This is a genomic window from Arthrobacter sp. E1SS-5, assembly GCF_057073715.1.
Window position 1 is genome coordinate 1,688,195 of record NZ_CP172703.1, and the last position, 20,454, is coordinate 1,708,648.

The window sequence follows — 20,454 nt, forward strand, 5'->3', positions numbered from 1 at the left end:
CCTAACAACCGACAAGCGGCGGAGGCACGCGTAAGTGTTTGTGTTACGTGGATCACGTCCCGCTTTCCCTGTCGCCGGAACGAGGAGCAACGATGACTGAGTACTGGTTCAACATCAAGACCCACGAGGTGGAAGAGGACCGGCTGTCGGACTGGAGCCAGCTCATTGGGCCGTACCAGACCCGGGCAGAAGCCGAACACGCGCTGGAAAAGGTGAAGGCGCGAAACGAGGCCTGGGAAAAGGGCGACGACGACTGAAGCGTTGGGCGGGAGGGGCGTCTGAACGGCGCTCCTCCGCGGACTGCCTCGGCCGCGGGCGGCCTCACCTTGACGTCCGCTTCCGGAGCACCGCCCAGACGCCGTCCAGGTGCGGGCGCTGTTGCCGGCAGGTCGCCTCTTCCAGGGCCGTCGGAGCGAAGTTGAAAGTTAGAAGGAATGTTCCGGGCCGGGGAACTGGCCTGACCGGACGTCGTCGCCATAGGCGGTGGCGGCGTCGAGCAGTGTCTTGCGCAGGTCCGCGTACTGCTTCACGAACTTTGCCATCCGGCCGCCCCGCAGTCCGGCCATGTCCTGCCACACCAGAACCTGTCCGGTAGTTGCATTGCCCGCACCGATCCCCACGGTGGGAACACTGACAGCTGCGTCCACGGCCGCTGCCGTCTCTGCGGGCACCATTTCCATCAGCACGCAGAATGCTCCTGCATCGGCGAGGGCGCGGGCATCGTCGATCAGCCGCTGGGCGTCGTCGCCGCGGCCCTGCACGCGGTAACCGCCCAGGGCGTGCTCGCTCTGCGGCGTGAAGCCGATGTGGGCCATGACGGGAATACCCGCCTGCACCATGGCCCGGACCGTTGGTGCGTAGTACTTCCCGCCCTCCATCTTGACAGCGTGCGCCAGGCCTTCCTTCAGGAACCGCACACCGGTTGCCACGGCCTGTTCGGCGCTGACCTCGTAGCTGCCGAAGGGCAGATCCGCCACCACCAGGGCGCGCCTTGCAGAGCGTGCCACGGCACGGCACAGGGGCAGGAGTTCGTCCACGGTGACGGGGAGGCTGGTTTCGTTGCCGTAAACGTTGTTGGAGGCCGAATCTCCCACCAGGAGCACTTCGATGCCTGCGGAATCAAAAATCTCGGCCGTGTACTGCTCGTACGCGGTCAGCATGGCGAACCTGGTGCCGTCCCGCTTGGCCTGCTGGAGGTGATGGAGGCGGACCTTCGCCGGCTTCAGTTCGGCCGGGGCGGGGACGCCGGGGCCACTGCCGTAGGGGGCGGGTACTTCTGCGGACGCGCTGGAGTCGGAGCTGTTGGAGGCCATGGGATGAGCGTAATGCGGTACCGGCTGTCCTAGCTACCGCGCCCGTCCGCCCGGCGGCAGTGATGTGCGTCATGGCGCGGGCCGTGGGGGCAGCAGTGGTGCCGGGAACGGGACCCGGGGGTGGCCCGGAGGCAGGATTAAGCAACCGCGAGGTTAATGCTGTGTTACGCACGGCGCAGGCTTCGGCATCGGCGCAGAATGATTAGTACAGTGTTGATGAACTGCTGCCGGCTTTCCCCTTGCATGGGCCCGGAGCATGGACGTTGACCGGAGAAGAGGCCATCATGGACCGCCAGCAAGAGTTTGTCCTGCGCACAATCGAAGAGCGCGACGTACGTTTCGTACGCCTGTGGTTCACCGACGTCGTGGGATCGCTGAAGTCCGTGGCCCTGGCCCCGGCGGAAGTCGAGGGCGCGTTCGAGGAAGGGCTGGGCTTCGACGGCTCCTCCATTGAAGGCCTGGCCCGGGTGTTCGAATCGGACATGCTGGCCCAGCCCGATCCGGCCACCTTCCAGATCCTCCCGTGGCGCGGTGAAACCGAACAGACGTCGCGGATGTTCTGCGACATCCTCACCCCGGACGGCGAGCCCTCCGCGGCTGACCCGCGCAACGTGCTGAAGCGCACCCTGGCCAAGGCCGCGGACATGGGCTTCACCTGCTACACGCATCCGGAGATCGAGTTCTACCTGCTGAAGTCGCATGAGCCCGGCCCCAACGGCGCACCGGTACCGGTGGATGAAGGCGGGTACTTCGACCACGTCCCGGGCGGGGTGGCCCAGGACTTCCGCCGCACGGCCGTGACCATGCTGGAATCCGTGGGCATCTCCGTGGAGTTCAGCCACCACGAGGCCGGCCCCGGACAGAACGAGATCGACCTCCGGTACGCGGATGCGCTGCAGACCGCGGACAACATCATGACGTTCCGGACCGTCATCAAGGAGGTGGCCCTGCAGCAGGGCACCTACGCCACGTTCATGCCCAAGCCGTTCACCGACCACCCCGGTTCCGGCATGCACACCCACTTCTCCCTGTTCGAGGGTGACAGCAACGCGTTCTTCGAGGCAGGAGCCGAGTTCCAGCTCTCCAAGACCGCCCGCCAGTTCATCGCCGGCATCCTCAAGCACGCCCCGGAGTTCACTGCAGTCACCAACCAGTTCGTCAACTCGTACAAGCGCCTGTGGGGCGGCGGCGAGGCTCCCAGCTACCTCAGCTGGGGCCACAACAACCGTTCCGCGCTGGTCCGTGTGCCGCTGTACAAGCCTGGCAAGGGCCAGTCCGCCCGGATCGAGTACCGCGGCATCGATTCAGCCGCCAACCCGTACCTGGCCTACGCCGTCCTGCTCGGCGCGGGTCTGAAGGGCATCGAGGAAGGCTACGACCTCCCGGCCGCCGCCGAGGACGACGTCTGGTCGCTGAGCTCGGCCGAACGCCGAGCCATGGGCCACGATCCGCTGCCGGCAAGCCTGCACGACGCCATCCGCTCCATGGAGGACTCGGAGCTGATGCCGCAGATCCTGGGCGAACAGGTCTATGAGCACTTCCTGCGCAACAAGCGCGCCGAATGGCAGGACTACCGGCTGCAGGTGACGCCCTACGAGCTGCAGCGCAACCTCGGCATTCTCTAGGTGCCCGGCGTGAGCCTGGCGCGCCGTCTCATCGCGGCCGGATTCAGCGACCTGGAAAAGGGCGAGCGGTTCCTTGCCGCGCGCGAACTTGAGGGGCTGGACCAAGACAGGCTCTTTGCCGGGCTGCAGCTTGCGGCCAGCCCGGACACCGCGCTGCAGTCCCTGGTCCGGTTGATCGAAAAGCATCCCCAGCTGCGCGACCTGGCCGCCGCGGAGCCCGAGGCCAGCGAGCCGATGTACCGGGTCCTCGGCGCCTCGGAGGCGCTGGGGGAGTTCCTCATCCGGCACCCTGAGCACCTGGAAGCCTTCCGGGTCCGGGCCAGTCCCGAACCCCTGCCCGCCGACCCGGGCCGGCTGCGCGCCACGCTCCTGCAGTCCGTCGGCGCGGACCCCCGTGCCGCCCGGCCCGTTGCTGCCGCCACTGGCGTGGACGCCTATGCCGCCCTGCGCACCGCCTACCGCCGCGGCCTGGTGGACCTCGCCGTCAAGGACCTGTGCGCCGCGGACCCGCTGGACTTCCTGCCGGCCGTGGGCGGGGAACTCGCCGACCTGGCCGCGGCCGCCATCGAGGCCGCCCTTGCAGTTTCCCGCGCGGAAGCGGCGGAGCAGCACAGCCCTGCCGAGGTGGCCGACGTCGGCCTGGCAGTGATCGGCATGGGCAAGTGCGGAGCCCGGGAACTGAACTACATTTCCGACGTCGACGTCATCTACGTGGTGGACCCGGGCAGCCTGGAGGACGCCCACGCCAACACCATCGGCACGGTACTGGCCAGCGGCATCTCCCGCGCCATCTCTTCCGTGGCCCGGGAACCCGGCCTGTGGGAGGTGGACGCCAACCTGCGGCCCGAGGGCAAGTCCGGGCCGCTGGTCCGCACCCTCGCTTCCCACGAGACGTACTACGCCAGGTGGGCGGAAAGCTGGGAATTCCAGGCACTGCTCAAGGCCCGGGCCATCGCCGGCGACGCTGCACTGGGCCGTGCCTACGAGGACGCCGTAGCGCCGCTGATCTGGAACTCCGCGGGGCGGGAGGGATTCGTTGAATCCGTCCAGGCCATGCGCCGCAGGGTGACCGAGCACATCCCCGCCGCCGAGGAGCAGCGGCAGATCAAGCTGGGCCGCGGCGGACTGCGCGACGTCGAATTCACCGTGCAGCTGCTCCAGCTGGTGCACGGCAAGGCAGACGAGTCATTACGACGACGGGACACCACCTCCGCGATCGCCGCACTGTCGGCCGGGGGTTACATCGGCCGTTCCGACGCCGCAGCCTTCGACAACGCCTACCGCTACCTGCGGCTGCTGGAACACCGGATCCAGCTGTTCCAGCTGCGCCGCACCCATCTCATGCCGGTGGCTGAGCCGGCGCTGCGCTCCCTGGCCAAGGCCGTGCTGGGGCCGTTCTCCAACGAACGGCCCACCCCGGACTCATTGCTTTCCGCCTGGCAGCGCACCAAGCGCTCCGTCCGCGAACTGCACGAGCGCATCTTTTACCGGCCCCTGCTGAATTCGGCGGCCAAGCTCAGCAGCGAGGACGCCAGGCTCACCCCCGAAGCGGCGCAGGGCCGGCTTGCCGCCCTCGGGTACCGCGACCCGCAGGGAGCAATGCGCCACATCGAGGCCCTGACGGCCGGGGTGAGCCGCCGCGCCGCCCTGCAGCGCCAGCTCCTGCCCATCCTGCTCGATTGGCTCGCCGAAGGCGTGGACCCCGATGCAGGGCTGCTTGCCTTCAGGCGCGTCAGCGAGGCACTGGGAACCACACACTGGTACCTGGGCCTGCTGCGCGACTCCAATGCCGCCGCCGAGCGGCTGTGCCACATGCTCTCCAACTCCCGGCTGATCGCAGACCTCCTGGAAGTCTCGCCGGAGTCCGTGGCATGGCTGGGACAGGACAAGGACCTGGTACCGGTGGGCTTCGAAGGGCAGTGGCAGGAGATCACCGCCAAGATGTCCCGGCACTCGGACCCGGAAAGCGCCATGCGCCTCATCCGGCTGATCCGGCGGCGGGAAATCCTGCGCATCGCCATTGCGGACTCCGCCGGCCTGCTGTACCAGGACCAGGTAGGCAGGGCCCTGGCGGACACGGACCGGGCCGCCGTCCTGGGTGCCCTGCGCGTGGCCGAAGGCATCGTCTCCGCCGGCGGGCCGCTCAAGACGACGGTCCTGGTGGTTGCCATGGGCCGCCAGGGCGGCCGTGAGATCGGCTATGGCTCGGACGCCGATGTCATGTACGTCCATCGCGCCCTTCCCGGCTTCTCCGACGCCGAGGCCCAGGAACAGGCCGCCCGCATCGTGGCCAAGGTGTCCAGCCTGCTCACCCAGCCGCTGAAGCCGGCCATCATGGCAGAACGCGTCCTCCAGATGGACGCCGACCTCCGGCCGGAGGGCAAGAACGGCGCCATGGTGCGCTCCCTGGACTCCTTCGCCGAGTACTACCGCCGCTGGTCCCTCGTTTGGGAAGCCCAGGCCCTGCTGCGGGCACGGCCCATGGCAGGCGACGACACCCTGGCCGCCGACTTCCTCGCCCTCATCGACCCCATCCGGTACCCGGAATCGGTGCCGGAACAGGACGTGCGCGAGATCAGGCGCATTAAGGCACGGGTGGAATCCGAGCGGCTGCCGCGTGGAGCCGACCCCGCACGCCACCTCAAACTTGGACGCGGCGGCCTCAGCGACGTTGAGTGGCTGGTCCAGCTGCTCCAGCTCCAGCATGCCGGGAAACATCCGGAGCTCCGGACCACGTCCACGCTGGAGGCTCTTGCGGCCGCCGCGGAACTCGGCCTGCTGGATGATGCCGATGCCGGGCTGCTGGCGGAGGCCTGGCGGCTTGCGAGCCGCATCCGGTCCGCCAACGTCATCTGGAACGGCAAGGCCTCCGATCTTCTCCCTTCCTCCCGCCGCGACCTTGAGGCCGTGGCGCGCTGGTGCGGATACGAGCCCGGGCACGCTGCAGCCCTGGAAGAGGACTACCTGCGGGTGAGCCGGCGGGCACGCGCTGTTTTCGAGCGTGTTTTCTACGGGCACTGACGTGGTCTCTGACACGGGCACTGACTGGGTATGGCTCATCCCGCTGCGGGACCTGGACAGCGATGCCTGCGCCATCCAGTTCGGTGCCATCGCGGGCATGTCGCTGCTGCCCGGCCAGAACCGCTTCGTGGGCGACCCGCTGCGGATGGCCCTGGCAGGACTGGCCGAAGAATCGCGCCGCCCGTACGTCGTGGAGGCAGGGGGTGCCGCGGTCGGCCTGTTGACCCTGCAGGCAGGCGCAGCGGGTCTTGCCGGCTGGCCCGACGACGGGTCGGCCTGGCTGCTGCGCGGGTTCCTCATCGATCGGCGGCACCAGGGCAAAGGGCTGGGGACCCTGGCAGCGGCCGCGGCGGTGGAGGCGGCCCGCAAACTCTCGGTTCGGCACCAAAGCCGCGAGACCGGCGTCGTACTCTCCGTCAATGACGAAAACCCTGCGGGACTCTCTGCTTACCGCCGGGCGGGGTTTGTCGATGCGGGGCCGTATCTGGGCGGGCCGGCGGGGCCGCAGCGGACCATGTTCCACAGCTTCGCCGGAACCCCACATACGTAACGCGCTTCCCGACGTAACCCATCGCGCCGGCATTGCGCTTAGCAAGCGTTTGCCCGATTATGTGGATTGGCGGTGTTCTCCAACCTTGTTGGGGGGAAGGCTGGACAGTCTTCGTCTCGGGGGGCATTCGTCAGGGGGTCCGGCTCCCGGTCTCAGCACGTCTGGAGGCGGGCCCCCACCTTACGGTCTCCGTCCGCGGCCCCGAGGCCTCCGGACACAGCAAAAGGCGGCCACCGGGTGTACCGGTGGCCGCCTTTCGCGGTTTCAGCAGTCCTGCCGGGCAGGCCGCAGGCTAGACGCCGTAGTAGAGCTCGAACTCGTAGGGGTTCGGGCGCAGGGACAGCGGGCGGATCTCGTTCTCGTACTTGTACTCGATCCAGGTGTCGATCAGGTCCTGGGTGAAGACGCCGCCGGCCTGCAGGAACTCGTTGTCCTCGCGCAGTGCCTCCAGGGCTTCCTCAAGCGTGCCCGGAGCCTTGGGGATGTCCTTGGCTTCCTCGGCGGGCAGCTCGTAGAGGTCCTTGTCGATCGGGGCCGGGGGCTCGATGCGGTTGCGGATGCCGTCAATGCCGGCCATCAGCTGGGCAGCGAACGCCAGGTACGGGTTGGAGGAGGGGTCCGGCGCGCGGAACTCGATGCGCTTGGCCTTCGGGTTGGAACCGGTGATGGGGATACGGATACCGGCGGAACGGTTGCCCTGCGAGTAGACCATGTTGACCGGAGCCTCGAAGCCCTTGACCAGGCGGCGGTAGGAGTTCACGGTCGGGTTGGTGAAGGCCAGGACGGCGGAAGCGTGCTTCAGCAGGCCGCCGATGTACCAGCGGGCGGTGTCGGACAGGCCGGCGTAGCCCTTCTCGTCGTAGAACAGCGGCTCGCCACCGTTCCACAGCGACTGGTGGCAGTGCATGCCCGAGCCGTTGTCACCGAAGACCGGCTTGGGCATGAAAGTGACGGACTTGCCCCAGGCGTCAGCCGTGTTCTTGATGACGTACTTGAACTTCTGCAGGTCATCGGCGGCGTGGGTCAGGGTGGTGAACTTGTAGTTGATCTCGGCCTGGCCGGCGGAGCCAACTTCGTGGTGGCTGCGCTCGACCTCGAGGCCGGCTTCGTCCAGGGCGACACACATGGCGTCGCGCAGGTCAGCCTGCTTGTCGGTGGGGGAGACCGGGAAGTAACCGCCCTTGACGGGGGTCTTGTAGCCCAGGTTGCCGCCCTCTTCCTCGCGGCCGGTGTTCCAGTGGGCTTCCTCGGAGTCGATCTTGTAGAAGCTGCCCTGCGGGGAGGACTGGTACTGCACGTTGTCGAACACGAAGAACTCGGCTTCGGGAGCGAAGAACGCGGTGTCGGCGATGCCGGTGGAGGCCAGGTAGGCTTCAGCCTTTTCGGCCACGCCGCGGGGGTCGCGGTGGTAGGGGTCGCCCGTGCGGGGGTTGACGATCGAGAAGTTCAGCGCGAGGGTCTTCTCCATGCGGAAGGTGTCCAGGAACGCGGTGGTGACGTCCGGGATCAGCTGCATGTCAGACTCGGCGATGCCCTGGAAGCCGCGGATGGAAGAACCGTCGAAGAGCTGGCCGTTGACGAAGAAGTCCGCGTCGACGCTCTTGGCGGGGACGTTGAAGTGCTGCTGGACGCCCGGAAGATCGGTGAAGCGGATATCGACGAACTTTACATCTTCGTCCTTGATGAACTTAAGGACTTCGTCCGCAGTCTTGAACATCTATGCTCCTAACGCATATGTAAATATCTGGCATGCAAGCCATATGATCCAGCGCAATCCAAAAGCAGGGACAACGCGGGGTTTCCCTGCTGCATCTACCTGCCGGGGATTGCTTGAAACTGCTAACAGCCTATGGATACGGCATTTCCCGTCCGTGTCCGCATTGTTTCGGGCAGGTTACAGAAAGGCCTGCTATGACCACGCTATCGTCTGTCCACACTGTGGTCGACTCCCATCCACAGTGTGGGCGCGTCCCCCCTGCCTGGATCGGTAAACTTGGACAGTGGTAGATCGCAAAGACATTGGCTCCTGGCTCAGCGGACCGGACACCTCCGGCATCTCGAAGTATCCGGGGGAGCGCCTGGGCCTGCCGGAGTCCGGTCCCGGGTCCATTGCCCGGGCAGGGCGGCGCATTGCGGCCCTCTGCATCGACTGGGGTATTGCGCTGCTCATCAGCAATTTCGCCTTTGGTGGCGATTCCTGGGCCACCCTGGCGGTCTTCGCCATCGAACAGATCCTGCTGGTGGGAACCCTCGGTTACAGCATCGGCCACCGCGTGATGGGCATTGCCGTGATCAAACCGGGCGGCGGTACCCCAGGCCCGCTCGCGGCGCTGGTCAGGTCGGTGCTGCTGTGCCTGGTGATTCCTGCCGTAATCTTCGACCCGGACCAGCGCGGCCTGCACGACAAAGCCATGAACACGCTCCTGATCCGGCGCTAGCCGGTCCCGCCTACACCTCCGGCAGTTCCGTGGTCCGTTTCTGCCGCCGGAAGGCCGGAGCGTTGGTCACCACCACACCCGCAATGACCACCGCGCCGCCCACCAGTTGGGCGGCTGTGTGGACCTGTCCGGCAAGGACGGTCAGGATCGCGGTGAAGACGGTGATGAGGTTGAGGAACACGCCCGCGCCGGCCGCCGGCAGGACCGTCAGGGCGCGGTTCCACAGCAGGTAGGACAGCACTGACGGGAAGATGGCGATAAACAGCAGTGATGCAAGCACGGTGCCCGTTGAGGGAAGCGCCACGCCGCCCGTGGCGAAGCGGACCGGGCCCAGAATGGCCACGACCACCGCTGCCTGGACCGCCGTTGCGGTGATGGGCGGGATCTTCGGCGCCAACCGGCCGATGATGGTGTACGCCGTCCAGACCACGATGGCGCCCACCATGATCACCTCACCGGGGCCGAAACCGGTGGACACCAGGCGCCCAATTTTTCCTCCGCTGATGACGGTCAGGACGCCGGCCAGGGCCATCAGGACCCCTGCTACCGCCAGCGGTGTGAGCCGCTCGCGCAGGAAGACTGCGGCGGCCAGTGTGATCAGCGCAGGATTGAACGCGTTGATCAGCGATGCGTTGAACGCGTCCGTGTGCTCAAGGGCGAAGTACAGGAGGAGGTTGTAGCCGAGCAGGCCGCAGACGCTCAACGCGAGCAACCAGGGCCAGGCGGCCAGGACGGACCGCCAGGACGGCCGCTCCACCACTTGGGCAATCACCAGCAGCGGCACCAGCGCGATGGCCCACCGCAGGAACACCAGGCTCAGGGGGTCGATGCTTTGGACCGCGCCTGCGCCCACTACGTAGTTGCCGGCCCAAAAGAGCGTTGCCCCGAGCAGGGAGAGGACTGCCACCACCCGCCGCCGGCCCTGGGTGCCCTTCACCGGCGCAGTACCTGCCTCAACTGACTTCAAGCCAGGGGTCCTGATCAGCTACGCCCGGCTGGGTTCGAGGCCAGCGTCGGCCTGGTCTGCCCGGGGAGCAGTGAGGTAGCCGCGCCGCCCGGCCCAGCGCTCAAAGAGGATGGTGGCGAACGGGAAGACAGCGGAGGCGCCGGCCAGTACAGCCGCCAGGAACGGCCAGCGCTGCAGGCGCCACAGCGTAAGCGCAGCAACCCCGTAGCCGATGAACAGCGCACCGTGGACAGGCCCGGCAATCTCCACCCCAACCTCCGTGGTGCCGGCAATCCACTTGAAGTACATTCCAGCCAGGAGTGCAGCCCAGCTGCAGGCTTCGGCAATTGCGAGAATGCGGAAGGCGCGGATCACGGTTGTCCTGAGGGGCATGGTCAAGTCCTTTGTCGTAGCTGGATGCGCGGGACGGTCAGGGCGCAAGAAAAACGCCCCGGCGGCCGGCTGTGCCGGTGCCGGGGCGTCCTGTTGGCTAGCGCCCGCGGTTGGGACGGGCCTTGTAGGGATCGATGCCCTTGGGAATGGGAAGCCTGTTGCCCATGGACGCGATGCGCTTGGAGACGGTGCTGACCTCCAGTTTGGTCAGTTCGTTCTTCATCTTGCCCATCTGCTTGGCCACCTGGCTCAACGGCACCTGGCCCTCGCCGCGCCCCGTCTGGATGGTGTGCACGGGGACGTTGGGCAGGATGCGCGCCAGGCGCTTGCGCTCAGCATCGAGCAGCGGCTTCACCCGGTGGGTGGGGCCTTCGCTGACAAGGACGACGCCGGGACGTCCTACGGCGCGGAATACGGCATCCTGCGTGCGCGGGTTGACAGCCACCGGCTGTTCCTCGGTAATCCAGCCCCTCCGGAGTGTCCCCAGGGCAGCGCCGGAGGCACCGGGCTGGTTTTCGATCTGCGCGAACGCGGCCCGTTCGGCTCGGCGGGACAGGATGAAAGTGGCGGCCAGGAGGCCGAGCGGAATGCCGATGATCAGGCCGGTGATCCAGTTATCCAGCCAGAAGCCCACCAGGAAGCTCACGGCCACAACACCCAGGAAGACTGCGAGCATCAGCCACGGAACCATGGGGTCGTGGCGGCGCGTCATGGTGAAGACCTCGCCGATCTGCTTGAGCCTGCTGGGCTTCTTGGCCTTTGCTTCCTTCGGCTTGCGCGAGAACATGCTGCGCTTCACCGCGCTTGAGCCCGCGGAGGTGGAGTTGCTGGAGTCAGGGGATTTCGCCATAGTGCCTCAATTCTACGTGACTTAACCGCAAGGGCCGGACGCTGGAAACTTCCGGCGTCCGGCCCTTGGCCGCTTCACGAATCGGAGGTCAGGAGTGGGCTGCCAGGAGGGTGGCGGCTTCCTGGCGGGTGGTGCCGGAGTCCTGGATGCCGTCGGCGATGTGGGCGAGTTCGGCGGGGATGTCGCGGCCTTTTTTGCGCATGGCGGTGGCCCAGAGCCGGCCGGCGCGGTAGGAGGAGCGGACCAGGGGGCCGGACATGACGCCGAGGAAGCCGATCTCTTCGGCTTCGTGCTGGAGGTCGACGAATTCCTGGGGTTTGACCCAGCGGTCCACGGGCAGGTGCCGCTCACTGGGGCGGAGGTATTGGGTGATGGTGATCAGGTCGCACCCGGCCTGGTGGAGGTCGCGGAGGGCTTCGGAGATTTCTTCGCGGGTTTCGCCCATGCCCAGGATGAGGTTGGATTTGGTGACCATGCCGTGGTTGCGGCCCTGGGTGATGACGTCCAGGGAGCGTTCGTAGCGGAATGCGGGGCGGATCCGCTTGAAGATCCGGGGGACTGTTTCGACGTTGTGGGCGAAGACTTCGGGGTTGGAGTCGCAGATCTCTTTGATGTGGTCGGGGTTGCCGGAGAAGTCGGGGATGAGCAGTTCGACGCCGGTGCCGGGGTTCAGTTCGTGGATCTTGCGGACGGTTTCGGCGTAGAGCCAGACGCCTTCGTCTTCGAGGTCGTCGCGGGCGACGCCGGTGACGGTGGCGTACCGGAGCTGCATGGATTGGACGGAGCGGGCCACCTTGGTGGGTTCGAACCGGTCCAGGGGTGAGGGTTTGCCGGTGTCGATCTGGCAGAAGTCACAGCGGCGGGTGCATTCGGACCCGCCGATGAGGAAGGTGGCTTCCTTGTCTTCCCAGCATTCGAAGATGTTGGGGCAGCCGGCTTCCTCGCAGACGGTGTGCAGGCCTTCTTTTTTCACCAGGTTCTTCAGGCCGACGAACTCCGGGCCCATCTGGACCTTGGCCTTGATCCATTCCGGTTTGCGTTCCACCGGAACCGCAGCGTTGCGCTGCTCGATCCGCAGCATCTTCCGGCCTTCAGGTGCCAATGTCACAGTAGAGCTCCTTCAGGGCTCGAAACCAATGCTTCTTCATGTTTGCGGAATTCCGCGACGAACCGGTCCACGATATCGGCGGGCGTGATTTCCCGGCCCGTCTCCAGGGACATGGTGGTCACCCCGGCGTCGGTGATGCCGCAGGCGATGATCTGCCCGTAGGGTGCCAGGTCGTTGCTGCAGTTGATCGCCACGCCGTGCATGGTGACTCCGTTGAGCACGCGGATGCCGATGGCCGCGATCTTGCGGTCCGGGCCCTTGGCATCGGCCTTGATCCACACGCCGGCCCGTCCCTTGATGCGTTCGGCCTTGATGCCGTAGTCAGCCATGACGGTGATCATGATTTCTTCCAGGCGCTCCACGTAATCCCGGATGCCGGAGCGGTTCTTCAGCTTCAGGATGGGGTAGGCGACCAGCTGTCCCGGGCCATGCCAGGTGAGCTTGCCGCCGCGGTCCACCGGAACCACCGGTGTGCCGTCAAACGGACGCTCATGGTCCTCTGTCAGCTTGCCGGCCGTATAGACGGCGGCGTGCTCCAAAAGCAGGACGGTGCTGGGTGCAACTCCGGCGACAACTTTGTCATGGAGTTCGCGCTGGGCATCCCAGCCTTCCATGTAATCAACGAAGTCGGGGGCAAGACCCAGCTGTGAAAACTCAAGAGTCATGGCATCCAGCTTAGACCCCGGAGCCACGCGGACCCGGTTTAGTGTCCAAGCTCACCGTCGTCCCCATTGTGACTGCGGCACCAGGGCTGTGGATAACTCCTGCAGCCGGGCTGGAACTCGGCTAGACATGGACCATGGATGATGCACAGGCGCCTGAGATCCCCGGTTACGACGTCGGCCGGCTGCTGGGACGGGGCGGCAGCGCCGACGTGTGGCTGGCCAGGGAACAACGGACCGGCAGGGACGTCGCGCTTAAGTGCTTCCGGGCTGCGGGCAGCATTCGGGGCAGCGCGGCCATCACCCAGGAGGAGATCCGGCGGGAGATCCGCATCCTTTCAGTCCTGGACCACCAACACCTGATCAGGGCACACGACGCAGTGCGCGTCGGGGAGCCGAACGGAGTCACGGCGCTGACCATGGACTACGCTGCGGGCGGGTCCCTGGCCCAGCTGGTCGCCGCCCGCGGCAGGCTCACCGTGGGCGAAACCGTCACCGTACTGACTCCCATCGCCCAGGCCTTGGGCTACCTTCACGGCAAAGGGTTTACCCACTCGGATGTATCCCCGGGGAACGTGCTGTTCACCGGACAGGGCAAACCCATGTTGTCGGACGTTGGCGTTGCCCGGATGCTGGGCGATCCCGGCAGTCCGGGAGCGACAGGAACGGCCGGCTTCCTTGACCCGTCCCCGGTGGATGCCGTGCGTGCCGGGCTGCAGCCTGAACGGGACGTTTACTCCGCTGCCGCACTTGGCTGGTACTGCCTGACAGGTGCTGCACCCGGCCGGACTGCCGACCGCCCGCCGCTGTCGCTCCTTGTTCCCGGCGTCCCAAGGGAACTGGCAGCAGCCCTGGAAGCAGGGCTGAACGAGGACCGTCGGCTGCGCCCCAACGCACTGGCACTGGCCACGGCCGTGTACCGCAGTGCAGAACCGCAGCCGGTGGACCTCTCCGACGCTGTCCACCCCACCGTCCTGCCCGAGCTGCTGACACGGCGCCGCGCCGCTCCTGAAACAAAGGGCGCCGGTCTCCGGACGAAACTCCAGGCTCTTCGCCGCCGCCTGGCGACGTCCCGCTGGAGCGCCTTGTCCTTTACTCCGTCATCTGCCAAGCCGCCCGCCGTCCGCTCCAAACGGCGATCCCTGCGGCAACGGCCGCCGTTGGCTGAAAACAAAGGCGCCCTTGCCGCGCACGGGAAACGTACTGTCGCACCCGGCGTCCGGCAAGGGAAACATGCCGGCGGACCCGTTGCCGGCCGGAGGGCGGGGATACGGGCGCGTGCCCTCCTGCCCGCCATTGCCGCCGCGGCCGCCGGAATCTGGTGGCTGTCAGCCACCGGTCATCCGCCGTGGCCAGGAGCCGCCACAACCGGTTCGCTGCCGGCAGCGGCACGCCCGGCCGAAGCCGCTGCGGACGGCGGAACACGGGCCGCTGCACCGGTCGATGAAGCACCGGTCGATGAAGCCAGGCTGCGCGCCCGTTCGGCTGATCCCGCAGTTGCCGTGCAGGGACTTGCCGCGCTGCGGGATCACGCCTTCAGCAGCGGCCGGCTCGAGCTGCTCGCGGAGGTGAACGCGCCAGGCTCCGCTGCAGCTGCCGCCGACCAAAATACTGCTGCCCAGCTCCGCTCTTCCGGGAACCGCCTGGCCGGCTTCAGCAGCGTACTTGCCGAGGTGGCGGCGGAAGAGGGTGCCACGCAGGCCCGCGCCGTCGTCCGGGTGGTCTCCGCAACCTCCGGCTACAGCACGGTCAACGCGGACAACAGCGTGCTTGCCACGGGGGAGCCCAGCAGGCCGCAGCCGCTTCGGTTGGTCCTGGTCTCCGTGGACGGCCAGTGGCGGGTCAGCGAGATCCTCGCCACAGGGTGAAGCAGGGGCTTTCCGGCCTCCATCAAATGCAGCTAGGCGGAGCCGTCCCTGGTTGCCACCCAGCGGGCAGCATCCTCCAGGCTTCCGTGCTGCCACCGGAATCCTCCGGACGCCAGCACCGCCGGTTCCATCCGCTGGCTGTGCAGCAGGAGCTCCTCGCCCAGCCCCGGCATCACCGTACGCAGCACAGGGCCGGGAACCCGCAGCATGGCAGGCCGGTGCAGGGCACGGGCCAGCGCCGCGACGATCGTGTTGACATCCGCCTGTTCGGGAGCCGTCACATTGACCGGGCCGGAGACCGCAGAGTCCAGGAGGAAGAGGAAGGCGGCGCAAACATCCGGAAGCGTGACCCAGGGCCAGAACTGGTGTCCGTTGCCAAAGGGACCGCCAAGGCCCAGCCGCAGCAACGGGAGCAGCTTGCCCAGCGCTCCGCCGGAACGGCTGAAGACAACTCCCGTGCGGGGCAGCACCACGCGCACGCCGGCCGGTGCCGCCAGTGCCGCCTGCTCCCACTCGACGCAGATCTGCGCCAAGGTGCTGGAGCCTGCAGGCGCGTCCTCGCGCAGGACCGTATTGCCGGCGTCGCCATAGTAACCGGAGGCCGACTGGCTGATGAAGGTGGCCGGTGGCGTATCCATTTGCGCCATGGCCTGCACCAGGGTCCTGGTGGGGCCCAAGCGGGAGCTGAACAGCTCTTCCACCCGCTTCCGTGTCCAGGGCCTGTCTCCAATGCCGGCGCCGGAAAGATTGACCACCGCGTCAGCACCGGCAAGCACCGAGGGATCCAGGACGCCGGCCGCCGGATCCCAGCGGACTTCGCCTGCGCCGGCAGGTGGCCGCCGGACCAGGGTCACCACGGAGTGGCCGGCATCGCGGAAGGCTGCGGACATGGAGGTGCCGATGAGCCCGGAGGCGCCGGCCATGACAATATGCATGGTCCATCACACCACGAGAGGGCGGGTTGTGTACCTCCCACGGGGCAGGGGAGGGGTTGACTATGATCGAACGATGACCTCTTCGAGCTACTTCCGTTTCCCGCATTTGCACGGCGATCTGGTCACTTTCGTGGCCGAGGACGACGTGTGGATTGCGCCCCTGAACGGCGGACGTGCCTGGCGCGTCTCATCGCTTCAGCTGCCTGCCCGCAACCCGCGCTTCACCCCGGACGGCAAGCGGCTGGTGTGGACGGTGGTGCAGGGAACGGCTCCGGAGGTTGTGTCGGCAGAGGTCGACGGCGGCGGGTACCGGCAGCTCACGTACTTTGGCCACAGCACCACAAAGGTCAAGGGATTCACCGCCGCGGGCGCCGTGGTGGTCACCAGCGCATTCCGCCAGGCTGAAAGCCGGCACACCCACGCCTACAGCGTCCCCCTCGAGGGCGGCTGGGCACAGGAACTTCCCTACGGCCCCGTGGAGTCAGTGGCGTACGGGCCCGAAGTAGGCGATGAACGCCCGGTGGTGCTGGCAAGTGTGCTGTCCCGCGAACCGGCGTGGTGGAAGCGCTACCGCGGCGGCACGGCCGGGAAGTTGTGGATCGACCGCGACGGCAACGGTGAGTTCGAGCGCCTCCTGCCCGACCTCGACGGCAACCTCACCGACCCGCTTTGGATCGAAGGCCGGATCGCCTTCCTGTCCGACCACGAGGGCTACGGCAATCTCTATTCGGTGCTTCCTGATGGAGAAGACCTGCGCCGGCACACCGACCACCAGGACTTCTACGTCCGGCACGCCGCCACCGACGGCAAGCGGGTCATCTTCGAGTCCGCCGGTGAACTCTGGGTGCTCCGGGACCTGGATTCGGAAGCGGAAAAGCTGGACATCACCCTCGGCTCCGCCTCCCAGACCAGGCGTCCTGCCCTCCTCGACGCCGCCAAGCACCTGGGATCGGTGGCCCCGGACATCACAGGCGCCGCCAGCGCCGTGGAATCGCACGGGACGATTTCCTGGCTGCGGCACAAGGACGGGCCCTCCCGGATCATTGAGGCCACGCCCGGAGTCCGGGGGCGGCTGCCCAGGCCCCTCGGTGACGGCCGGATCGCCTACATCGCCGATCACGGCGGCGTTGAGGCCATCCACATCAAGGACATTGCCGCGCCAGTCCCGCACACCGCAGCGCAGGTGACGGCAGGGAGCGGCAAGGCCGGCAGCGCGGCCGCCTCCGAAACCCCCGGTTCCCCGGACACGGAACAGGCGGGCGCTGAGGGAGCGGAAACTGTCAGCCTGCCCCAGCCCGTTCCTGCATCAGGGGCTGCGGTGCTGGCGGGAAGCTCTGCGCATGTTCCCGCGGACGATGAGCAGCAGGCCGATGTTGCGCCCCAGGACACGGCTCCCGCCGCCGAGGCCCAGTCGCCCGCGGTGGAGGCCGGCATCAGCGTTCCCACGCCGTCGCGCGCCAGCTCCCTTGAGCCCAGCCCGGACGGCCGGTGGATCGCCCTGGGTACTTCCTTCGGCGACGTGTACGTGGTGGACACCCGCAGCGGCCACCTCAGCCAGGTGGCCAGCATCGGCGAAGGCAGTATTTCCGAACTTGCCTGGTCGGCGGATTCGCGCTGGCTGGCGTGGTCCGAGCCGGTCACGTCCTTTGGGTCGCGCAGCCGGCTGCGCCTGGCCACGGTGGAGCAACTTGGCGCCGATCCCGTGGACGTCACCGACGGCCGCTTCCGCGACGCCTCACCGGCCTTCACTCCGGACGGCAAGTTCCTTGCCTTCCTCTCCAACCGCAGCTTCGATCCCGTGTACGACGGGCATTCCTTCGACCTCTCCTTCCCCAGCCCCATCAAGCCGTACCTGGTGGCACTTGCGGCTGAGACGCCGTCGCCCTTTGGCCCATCGGTCGATCCCGCGGGCGCGGAGCAGGAAACGGACGCACAGGGCACGGACAAGGGCGAGGCGGCCGACAGCGCCGTACCTGCCGTCCAGGTGGACGCAGAGGGCCTGGCGCACCGTGTGATTGGCGTTCCCGTTCCGCAGGGCAACTACAGCTCGCTGGAAGCCGTTGACGGCGCCCTCCTCTGGCTCGACTCCGTCCTGTCCGGTGTCACCGGCGACGGAAAGGCCAGCCAGGAAGACAAGGACGCCCGTCCCAGCCTGGTCCGTTATGACATCGCCCGGCGCAAGCAGACCACGCTGGTGGACGCAGTGGACAGCTACCGGCTGACCGGGGACCGCAGCAAGGTGGTGCTGGTTTCCGACAAACAGGTGACCGTGGTCCCCTCGGACGCCAAGGCCGACGAGGAATCGGGCAAGCTGGTCAAGGTTGACCTGGGCAGGATCCGCGTCCTGCTGGATCCGCTCAGCGTCTGGGGACAGGCATTTGATGAAGCCTGGCGGCTGCAGCGCGACTTCTTCTGGACCGAGGACATGGCCGGGCAGGACTGGGAATCCATCCACGCCCGCTACCGGCCAATCGTGGAACGGCTGGGTTCACATGACGACCTGGTGGACCTGCTGTGGGAACTGCACGGCGAGCTGGGGACATCGCACGCCTACGTGCGCCCCGCTGCCGTCACCGAACGCGGCAGCCGCGGACAGGGCCGGCTCGGCGCCGACCTTGCCCACACCGCCAACGGCTGGGAAATCACCCGGATCCTGGCCGGCGAGTCCTCCGATCCGTTGGCTACCTCGCCGCTCACCAGGCCCGGCGTCGGCGCCAAGGCCGGGGACATCCTGCTGGCCATCGATGGGGTCCCCCTGTCCGAAAGCACCACCCCCGCCATGCAGTTGGTGGGAGCGGCAGGCCGCGCTGTGGAGTTGACCCTCCTCAATGGCCCGGGGCACGGTGGTGCTGAGGGCACCCAGCGCCGCGTCGCCGTCGTGCCCGTCAAGGATGAAGAGCGCCTGCGCTACCAGGAATGGGTTGCCGGCAACCGGCGGACCGTCCGTGAGGCCTCCAACGGCACCTTCGGGTACCTGCATATCCCGGACATGATGGCCAACGGCTGGGCGCAGCTGCACCGGGACCTCGATACCGAAACAGCACTGGATGGCCTGATCGTGGACGTGCGCCGCAACCGTGGAGGCCATACCTCGCAGCTTGTTGCGGAACTGATCGGCCGCAAGGTCACCGGATGGAGCATGCCGCGCGGGGAGAAGCCGCGCACGTACCCGCATCACGCGCCGAGGGGCCCGGTAATCATCCTGGCCGACGAGTTCGCAGGATCCGACGGAGACATCATCACCCAGGTCTCAAAGCTGAGGGGCATCGGCCCCGTCATCGGCACGCGCACCTGGGGCGGCGTGGTGGGCATTGACAACCGGTTTGCGCTGGCGGACGGCACCGGAGTCACCCAGCCCCGCTATGCCAACTGGTTCAGCGGCGGCGTGGGCTGGAGCGTGGAAAACTACGGCGTCGACCCCGACATCGAGGTGACCTACCCGCCACACGCCTACGCAGCCGGCCGCGACCCGCAGCTGGAATACGGCATCGGGGCGCTCAAGGAAATGATCCAGGAACTGCCCACGGACCGCCCGCCGGCCCGCTCCGGCTACCGCAAACTGTTGCCTTCGCCGCTGCCGGACCGCCCGCAGGGACGCTAGGAACAGCAAAGGCCCTGTCCTTCCGGTCTTACCGGAAGGACAGGGCCTTTTGCGTTGTGCGGGGCCGGTGGGCCCGGGACTGCTAGGACTGCAGCGTGGCGTCGAGGGTGATCTCGATGCCGGCGAGGGCCTGGGAGACGGGGCAGCCCTTCTTGGCGGCCTCGGCAATGCGCTGGAACTCGTCCTCGGAAATGCCGGGTATGCGGGCGTTGAGGGTCAGGTGGCTGCCGGTGATGCCGGTGCCGGGCTGGAAGCCGACCTCTGACTTGGTGTTGACCTCTTCAGGCGTGAAGCCGGCCTGGCTGAGCTCGTGGCTGAAGGCCATGGAGAAGCAGGCCGAGTGGGCTGCGGCGATCAGCTCTTCCGGGCTGGTCTTGCCGCCGGCAGCTTCGGTGCGCGCCTTCCACGTGACATCGAAGGTGCCCAGGCCCGAGCTGTCCAGGGTGGTGTTGCCCGAGCCCTCGGTCAGGCTTCCGGTCCATACGGTGTGGGCGTTGCGTGTTGTAGCCATGTCTCTCCTCAACGTCGATTCGATCCGGGTCCGGCCGCTGCCGGGCCCACCATTTTCCATCCTAGGGACCAGCCACCTCCGGTGCACGGATTGTCCGCTCTCAGAGGATTATGACCGGTTCCCCGTGACGGGCTCTACTGCCAGATGGTGGCGATGGCGATGTTGACCAGTGCCAGGCCGCCGACGCCGTGAGCGAGTCCGGTGGAGACGGGCTGGCCGTTCTTGACCTTGCGCGAGCCGATGACGGCCAGGACGGCAACCACGACGGCGATGACGAACTTGATGCCCAGCTTGGCGTAATTGGGGTTCGAGTCCGGCAGGAACGGAAGGATGCCCATCATGGCGATGCCGGTGAGCAACTGCAGGAAGGCGCCGTCACGCTGGCGCGGGTGCACGGTGGGGGTCCGCATGGTGGCGATCCAGTAGCCCACGATCATGGCGGCCCCGACGACGTGCAGGAAGACCAGGATGTTGAAGAGTATTGTCATGGCTCCAGCTTAGCCAGTCATTTCTACCGCCTGTAGCAAAGCCACGCGGTGCCCGGGCTGCGGAGGGTTGGCGGGAACGCCGGGTTTAACCGCGACGGCGGCCCCTGCTGCGGGAGGTTTCCCACCCGCAGCAGGGGCCGCCGTC

At 67.2% G+C, this 20,454-nt stretch carries 17 protein-coding genes; 7 read left to right on the top strand and 10 right to left on the bottom strand.

From position 1 onward, the window contains the following. The first annotated feature begins 92 nt into the window (after nucleotides 1–92). On the top strand, nucleotides 93–257 hold the full coding sequence (locus ACIGJD_RS07810) for an SPOR domain-containing protein (protein WP_483689019.1): 165 nt from the start codon (nucleotides 93–95) through the stop codon (nucleotides 255–257). A 168-nt stretch (nucleotides 258–425) separates the two neighbouring features. Here the strand turns inward: ACIGJD_RS07810 and panB are convergent, their stop codons facing one another. Further along, nucleotides 426–1,313: a 3-methyl-2-oxobutanoate hydroxymethyltransferase gene (panB, locus tag ACIGJD_RS07815; RefSeq protein ID WP_483689020.1), complete on the bottom strand. Its 888-nt coding sequence runs from the start codon at nucleotides 1,311–1,313 to the stop codon at nucleotides 426–428. A gap of 284 nt (nucleotides 1,314–1,597) precedes the next feature. Between panB and glnA (ACIGJD_RS07820) the strand changes: the two genes are divergently transcribed. Genes glnA (ACIGJD_RS07820) through ACIGJD_RS07830 form a run of 3 tightly spaced genes read left to right on the top strand, consistent with a single transcriptional unit; the run spans nucleotide 1,598 to nucleotide 6,509 of the window. Beyond that, nucleotides 1,598–2,938 (top strand): type I glutamate--ammonia ligase, encoded by a 1,341-nt coding sequence (gene glnA, locus ACIGJD_RS07820; RefSeq protein ID WP_141160830.1) that lies wholly within the window; start codon nucleotides 1,598–1,600, stop codon nucleotides 2,936–2,938. 9 nt (nucleotides 2,939–2,947) lie between these two features. Continuing rightward, nucleotides 2,948–5,959, top strand: a complete 3,012-nt coding sequence (locus tag ACIGJD_RS07825) for a bifunctional [glutamine synthetase] adenylyltransferase/[glutamine synthetase]-adenylyl-L-tyrosine phosphorylase (protein ID WP_483689021.1) — start codon at nucleotides 2,948–2,950, stop codon at nucleotides 5,957–5,959. A gap of 1 nt (nucleotide 5,960) precedes the next feature. After that, nucleotides 5,961–6,509, top strand: a complete 549-nt coding sequence (locus ACIGJD_RS07830) for a GNAT family N-acetyltransferase (protein ID WP_483689022.1) — start codon at nucleotides 5,961–5,963, stop codon at nucleotides 6,507–6,509. A gap of 292 nt (nucleotides 6,510–6,801) precedes the next feature. Here ACIGJD_RS07830 and glnA (ACIGJD_RS07835) read toward each other — a convergent pair whose 3' ends face one another. Then, entirely contained in the window at nucleotides 6,802–8,226 is a 1,425-nt protein-coding gene (glnA, locus tag ACIGJD_RS07835) for a type I glutamate--ammonia ligase (RefSeq protein ID WP_018763577.1), read from the bottom strand. Nucleotides 8,227–8,509: 283 nt separating this feature from the next. Here glnA (ACIGJD_RS07835) and ACIGJD_RS07840 point away from each other — a divergent pair, with 283 nt between their 5' ends. Beyond that, complete coding sequence (locus ACIGJD_RS07840) at nucleotides 8,510–8,947, top strand: RDD family protein (RefSeq protein WP_142134299.1); 438 nt, start codon at nucleotides 8,510–8,512, stop codon at nucleotides 8,945–8,947. Between the two features lie 10 nt (nucleotides 8,948–8,957). On the opposite strand, the gene ACIGJD_RS07845 is transcribed toward ACIGJD_RS07840, so the two are convergent. The 5 genes from ACIGJD_RS07845 to lipB all read right to left on the bottom strand — a co-directional run bounded on the left by ACIGJD_RS07845 (nucleotide 8,958) and on the right by lipB (nucleotide 12,909). Beyond that, nucleotides 8,958–9,914, bottom strand: a complete 957-nt coding sequence (locus ACIGJD_RS07845) for a DMT family transporter (protein ID WP_483689023.1) — start codon at nucleotides 9,912–9,914, stop codon at nucleotides 8,958–8,960. A gap of 18 nt (nucleotides 9,915–9,932) precedes the next feature. Then, nucleotides 9,933–10,286, bottom strand: a complete 354-nt coding sequence (locus tag ACIGJD_RS07850; protein ID WP_483689024.1) for a DUF3817 domain-containing protein — start codon at nucleotides 10,284–10,286, stop codon at nucleotides 9,933–9,935. A gap of 97 nt (nucleotides 10,287–10,383) precedes the next feature. Next, complete coding sequence (locus tag ACIGJD_RS07855; protein WP_483689025.1) at nucleotides 10,384–11,136, bottom strand: DUF4191 domain-containing protein; 753 nt, start codon at nucleotides 11,134–11,136, stop codon at nucleotides 10,384–10,386. A gap of 88 nt (nucleotides 11,137–11,224) precedes the next feature. Then, on the bottom strand, nucleotides 11,225–12,244 hold the full coding sequence (lipA, locus tag ACIGJD_RS07860) for a lipoyl synthase (RefSeq protein WP_483689026.1): 1,020 nt from the start codon (nucleotides 12,242–12,244) through the stop codon (nucleotides 11,225–11,227). After that, nucleotides 12,241–12,909: a lipoyl(octanoyl) transferase LipB gene (gene lipB / locus ACIGJD_RS07865; RefSeq protein ID WP_483689027.1), complete on the bottom strand. Its 669-nt coding sequence runs from the start codon at nucleotides 12,907–12,909 to the stop codon at nucleotides 12,241–12,243. The genes lipA and lipB overlap by 4 nt, the downstream gene beginning before the upstream one ends. A gap of 134 nt (nucleotides 12,910–13,043) precedes the next feature. Here lipB and ACIGJD_RS07870 point away from each other — a divergent pair, with 134 nt between their 5' ends. Then, nucleotides 13,044–14,774 carry a serine/threonine-protein kinase gene (locus ACIGJD_RS07870; protein ID WP_483689028.1) on the top strand — a complete coding sequence of 577 codons (1,731 nt, stop codon included), beginning with the start codon at nucleotides 13,044–13,046 and terminating at the stop codon, nucleotides 14,772–14,774. 32 nt (nucleotides 14,775–14,806) lie between these two features. Here ACIGJD_RS07870 and ACIGJD_RS07875 read toward each other — a convergent pair whose 3' ends face one another. Continuing rightward, nucleotides 14,807–15,709 (bottom strand): TIGR01777 family oxidoreductase, encoded by a 903-nt coding sequence (locus ACIGJD_RS07875; RefSeq protein WP_483689029.1) that lies wholly within the window; start codon nucleotides 15,707–15,709, stop codon nucleotides 14,807–14,809. Between the two features lie 73 nt (nucleotides 15,710–15,782). Here ACIGJD_RS07875 and ACIGJD_RS07880 point away from each other — a divergent pair, with 73 nt between their 5' ends. Continuing rightward, nucleotides 15,783–19,310 carry a S41 family peptidase gene (locus ACIGJD_RS07880; protein ID WP_483689030.1) on the top strand — a complete coding sequence of 1,176 codons (3,528 nt, stop codon included), beginning with the start codon at nucleotides 15,783–15,785 and terminating at the stop codon, nucleotides 19,308–19,310. A gap of 82 nt (nucleotides 19,311–19,392) precedes the next feature. Here ACIGJD_RS07880 and ACIGJD_RS07885 read toward each other — a convergent pair whose 3' ends face one another. Both ACIGJD_RS07885 and ACIGJD_RS07890 read right to left on the bottom strand, forming a co-directional pair. Further along, complete coding sequence (locus ACIGJD_RS07885; RefSeq protein ID WP_142134283.1) at nucleotides 19,393–19,821, bottom strand: OsmC family protein; 429 nt, start codon at nucleotides 19,819–19,821, stop codon at nucleotides 19,393–19,395. Between the two features lie 134 nt (nucleotides 19,822–19,955). Further along, nucleotides 19,956–20,309, bottom strand: a complete 354-nt coding sequence (locus tag ACIGJD_RS07890; RefSeq protein ID WP_483689031.1) for a hypothetical protein — start codon at nucleotides 20,307–20,309, stop codon at nucleotides 19,956–19,958. Nucleotides 20,310–20,454 lie beyond the last annotated feature (145 nt).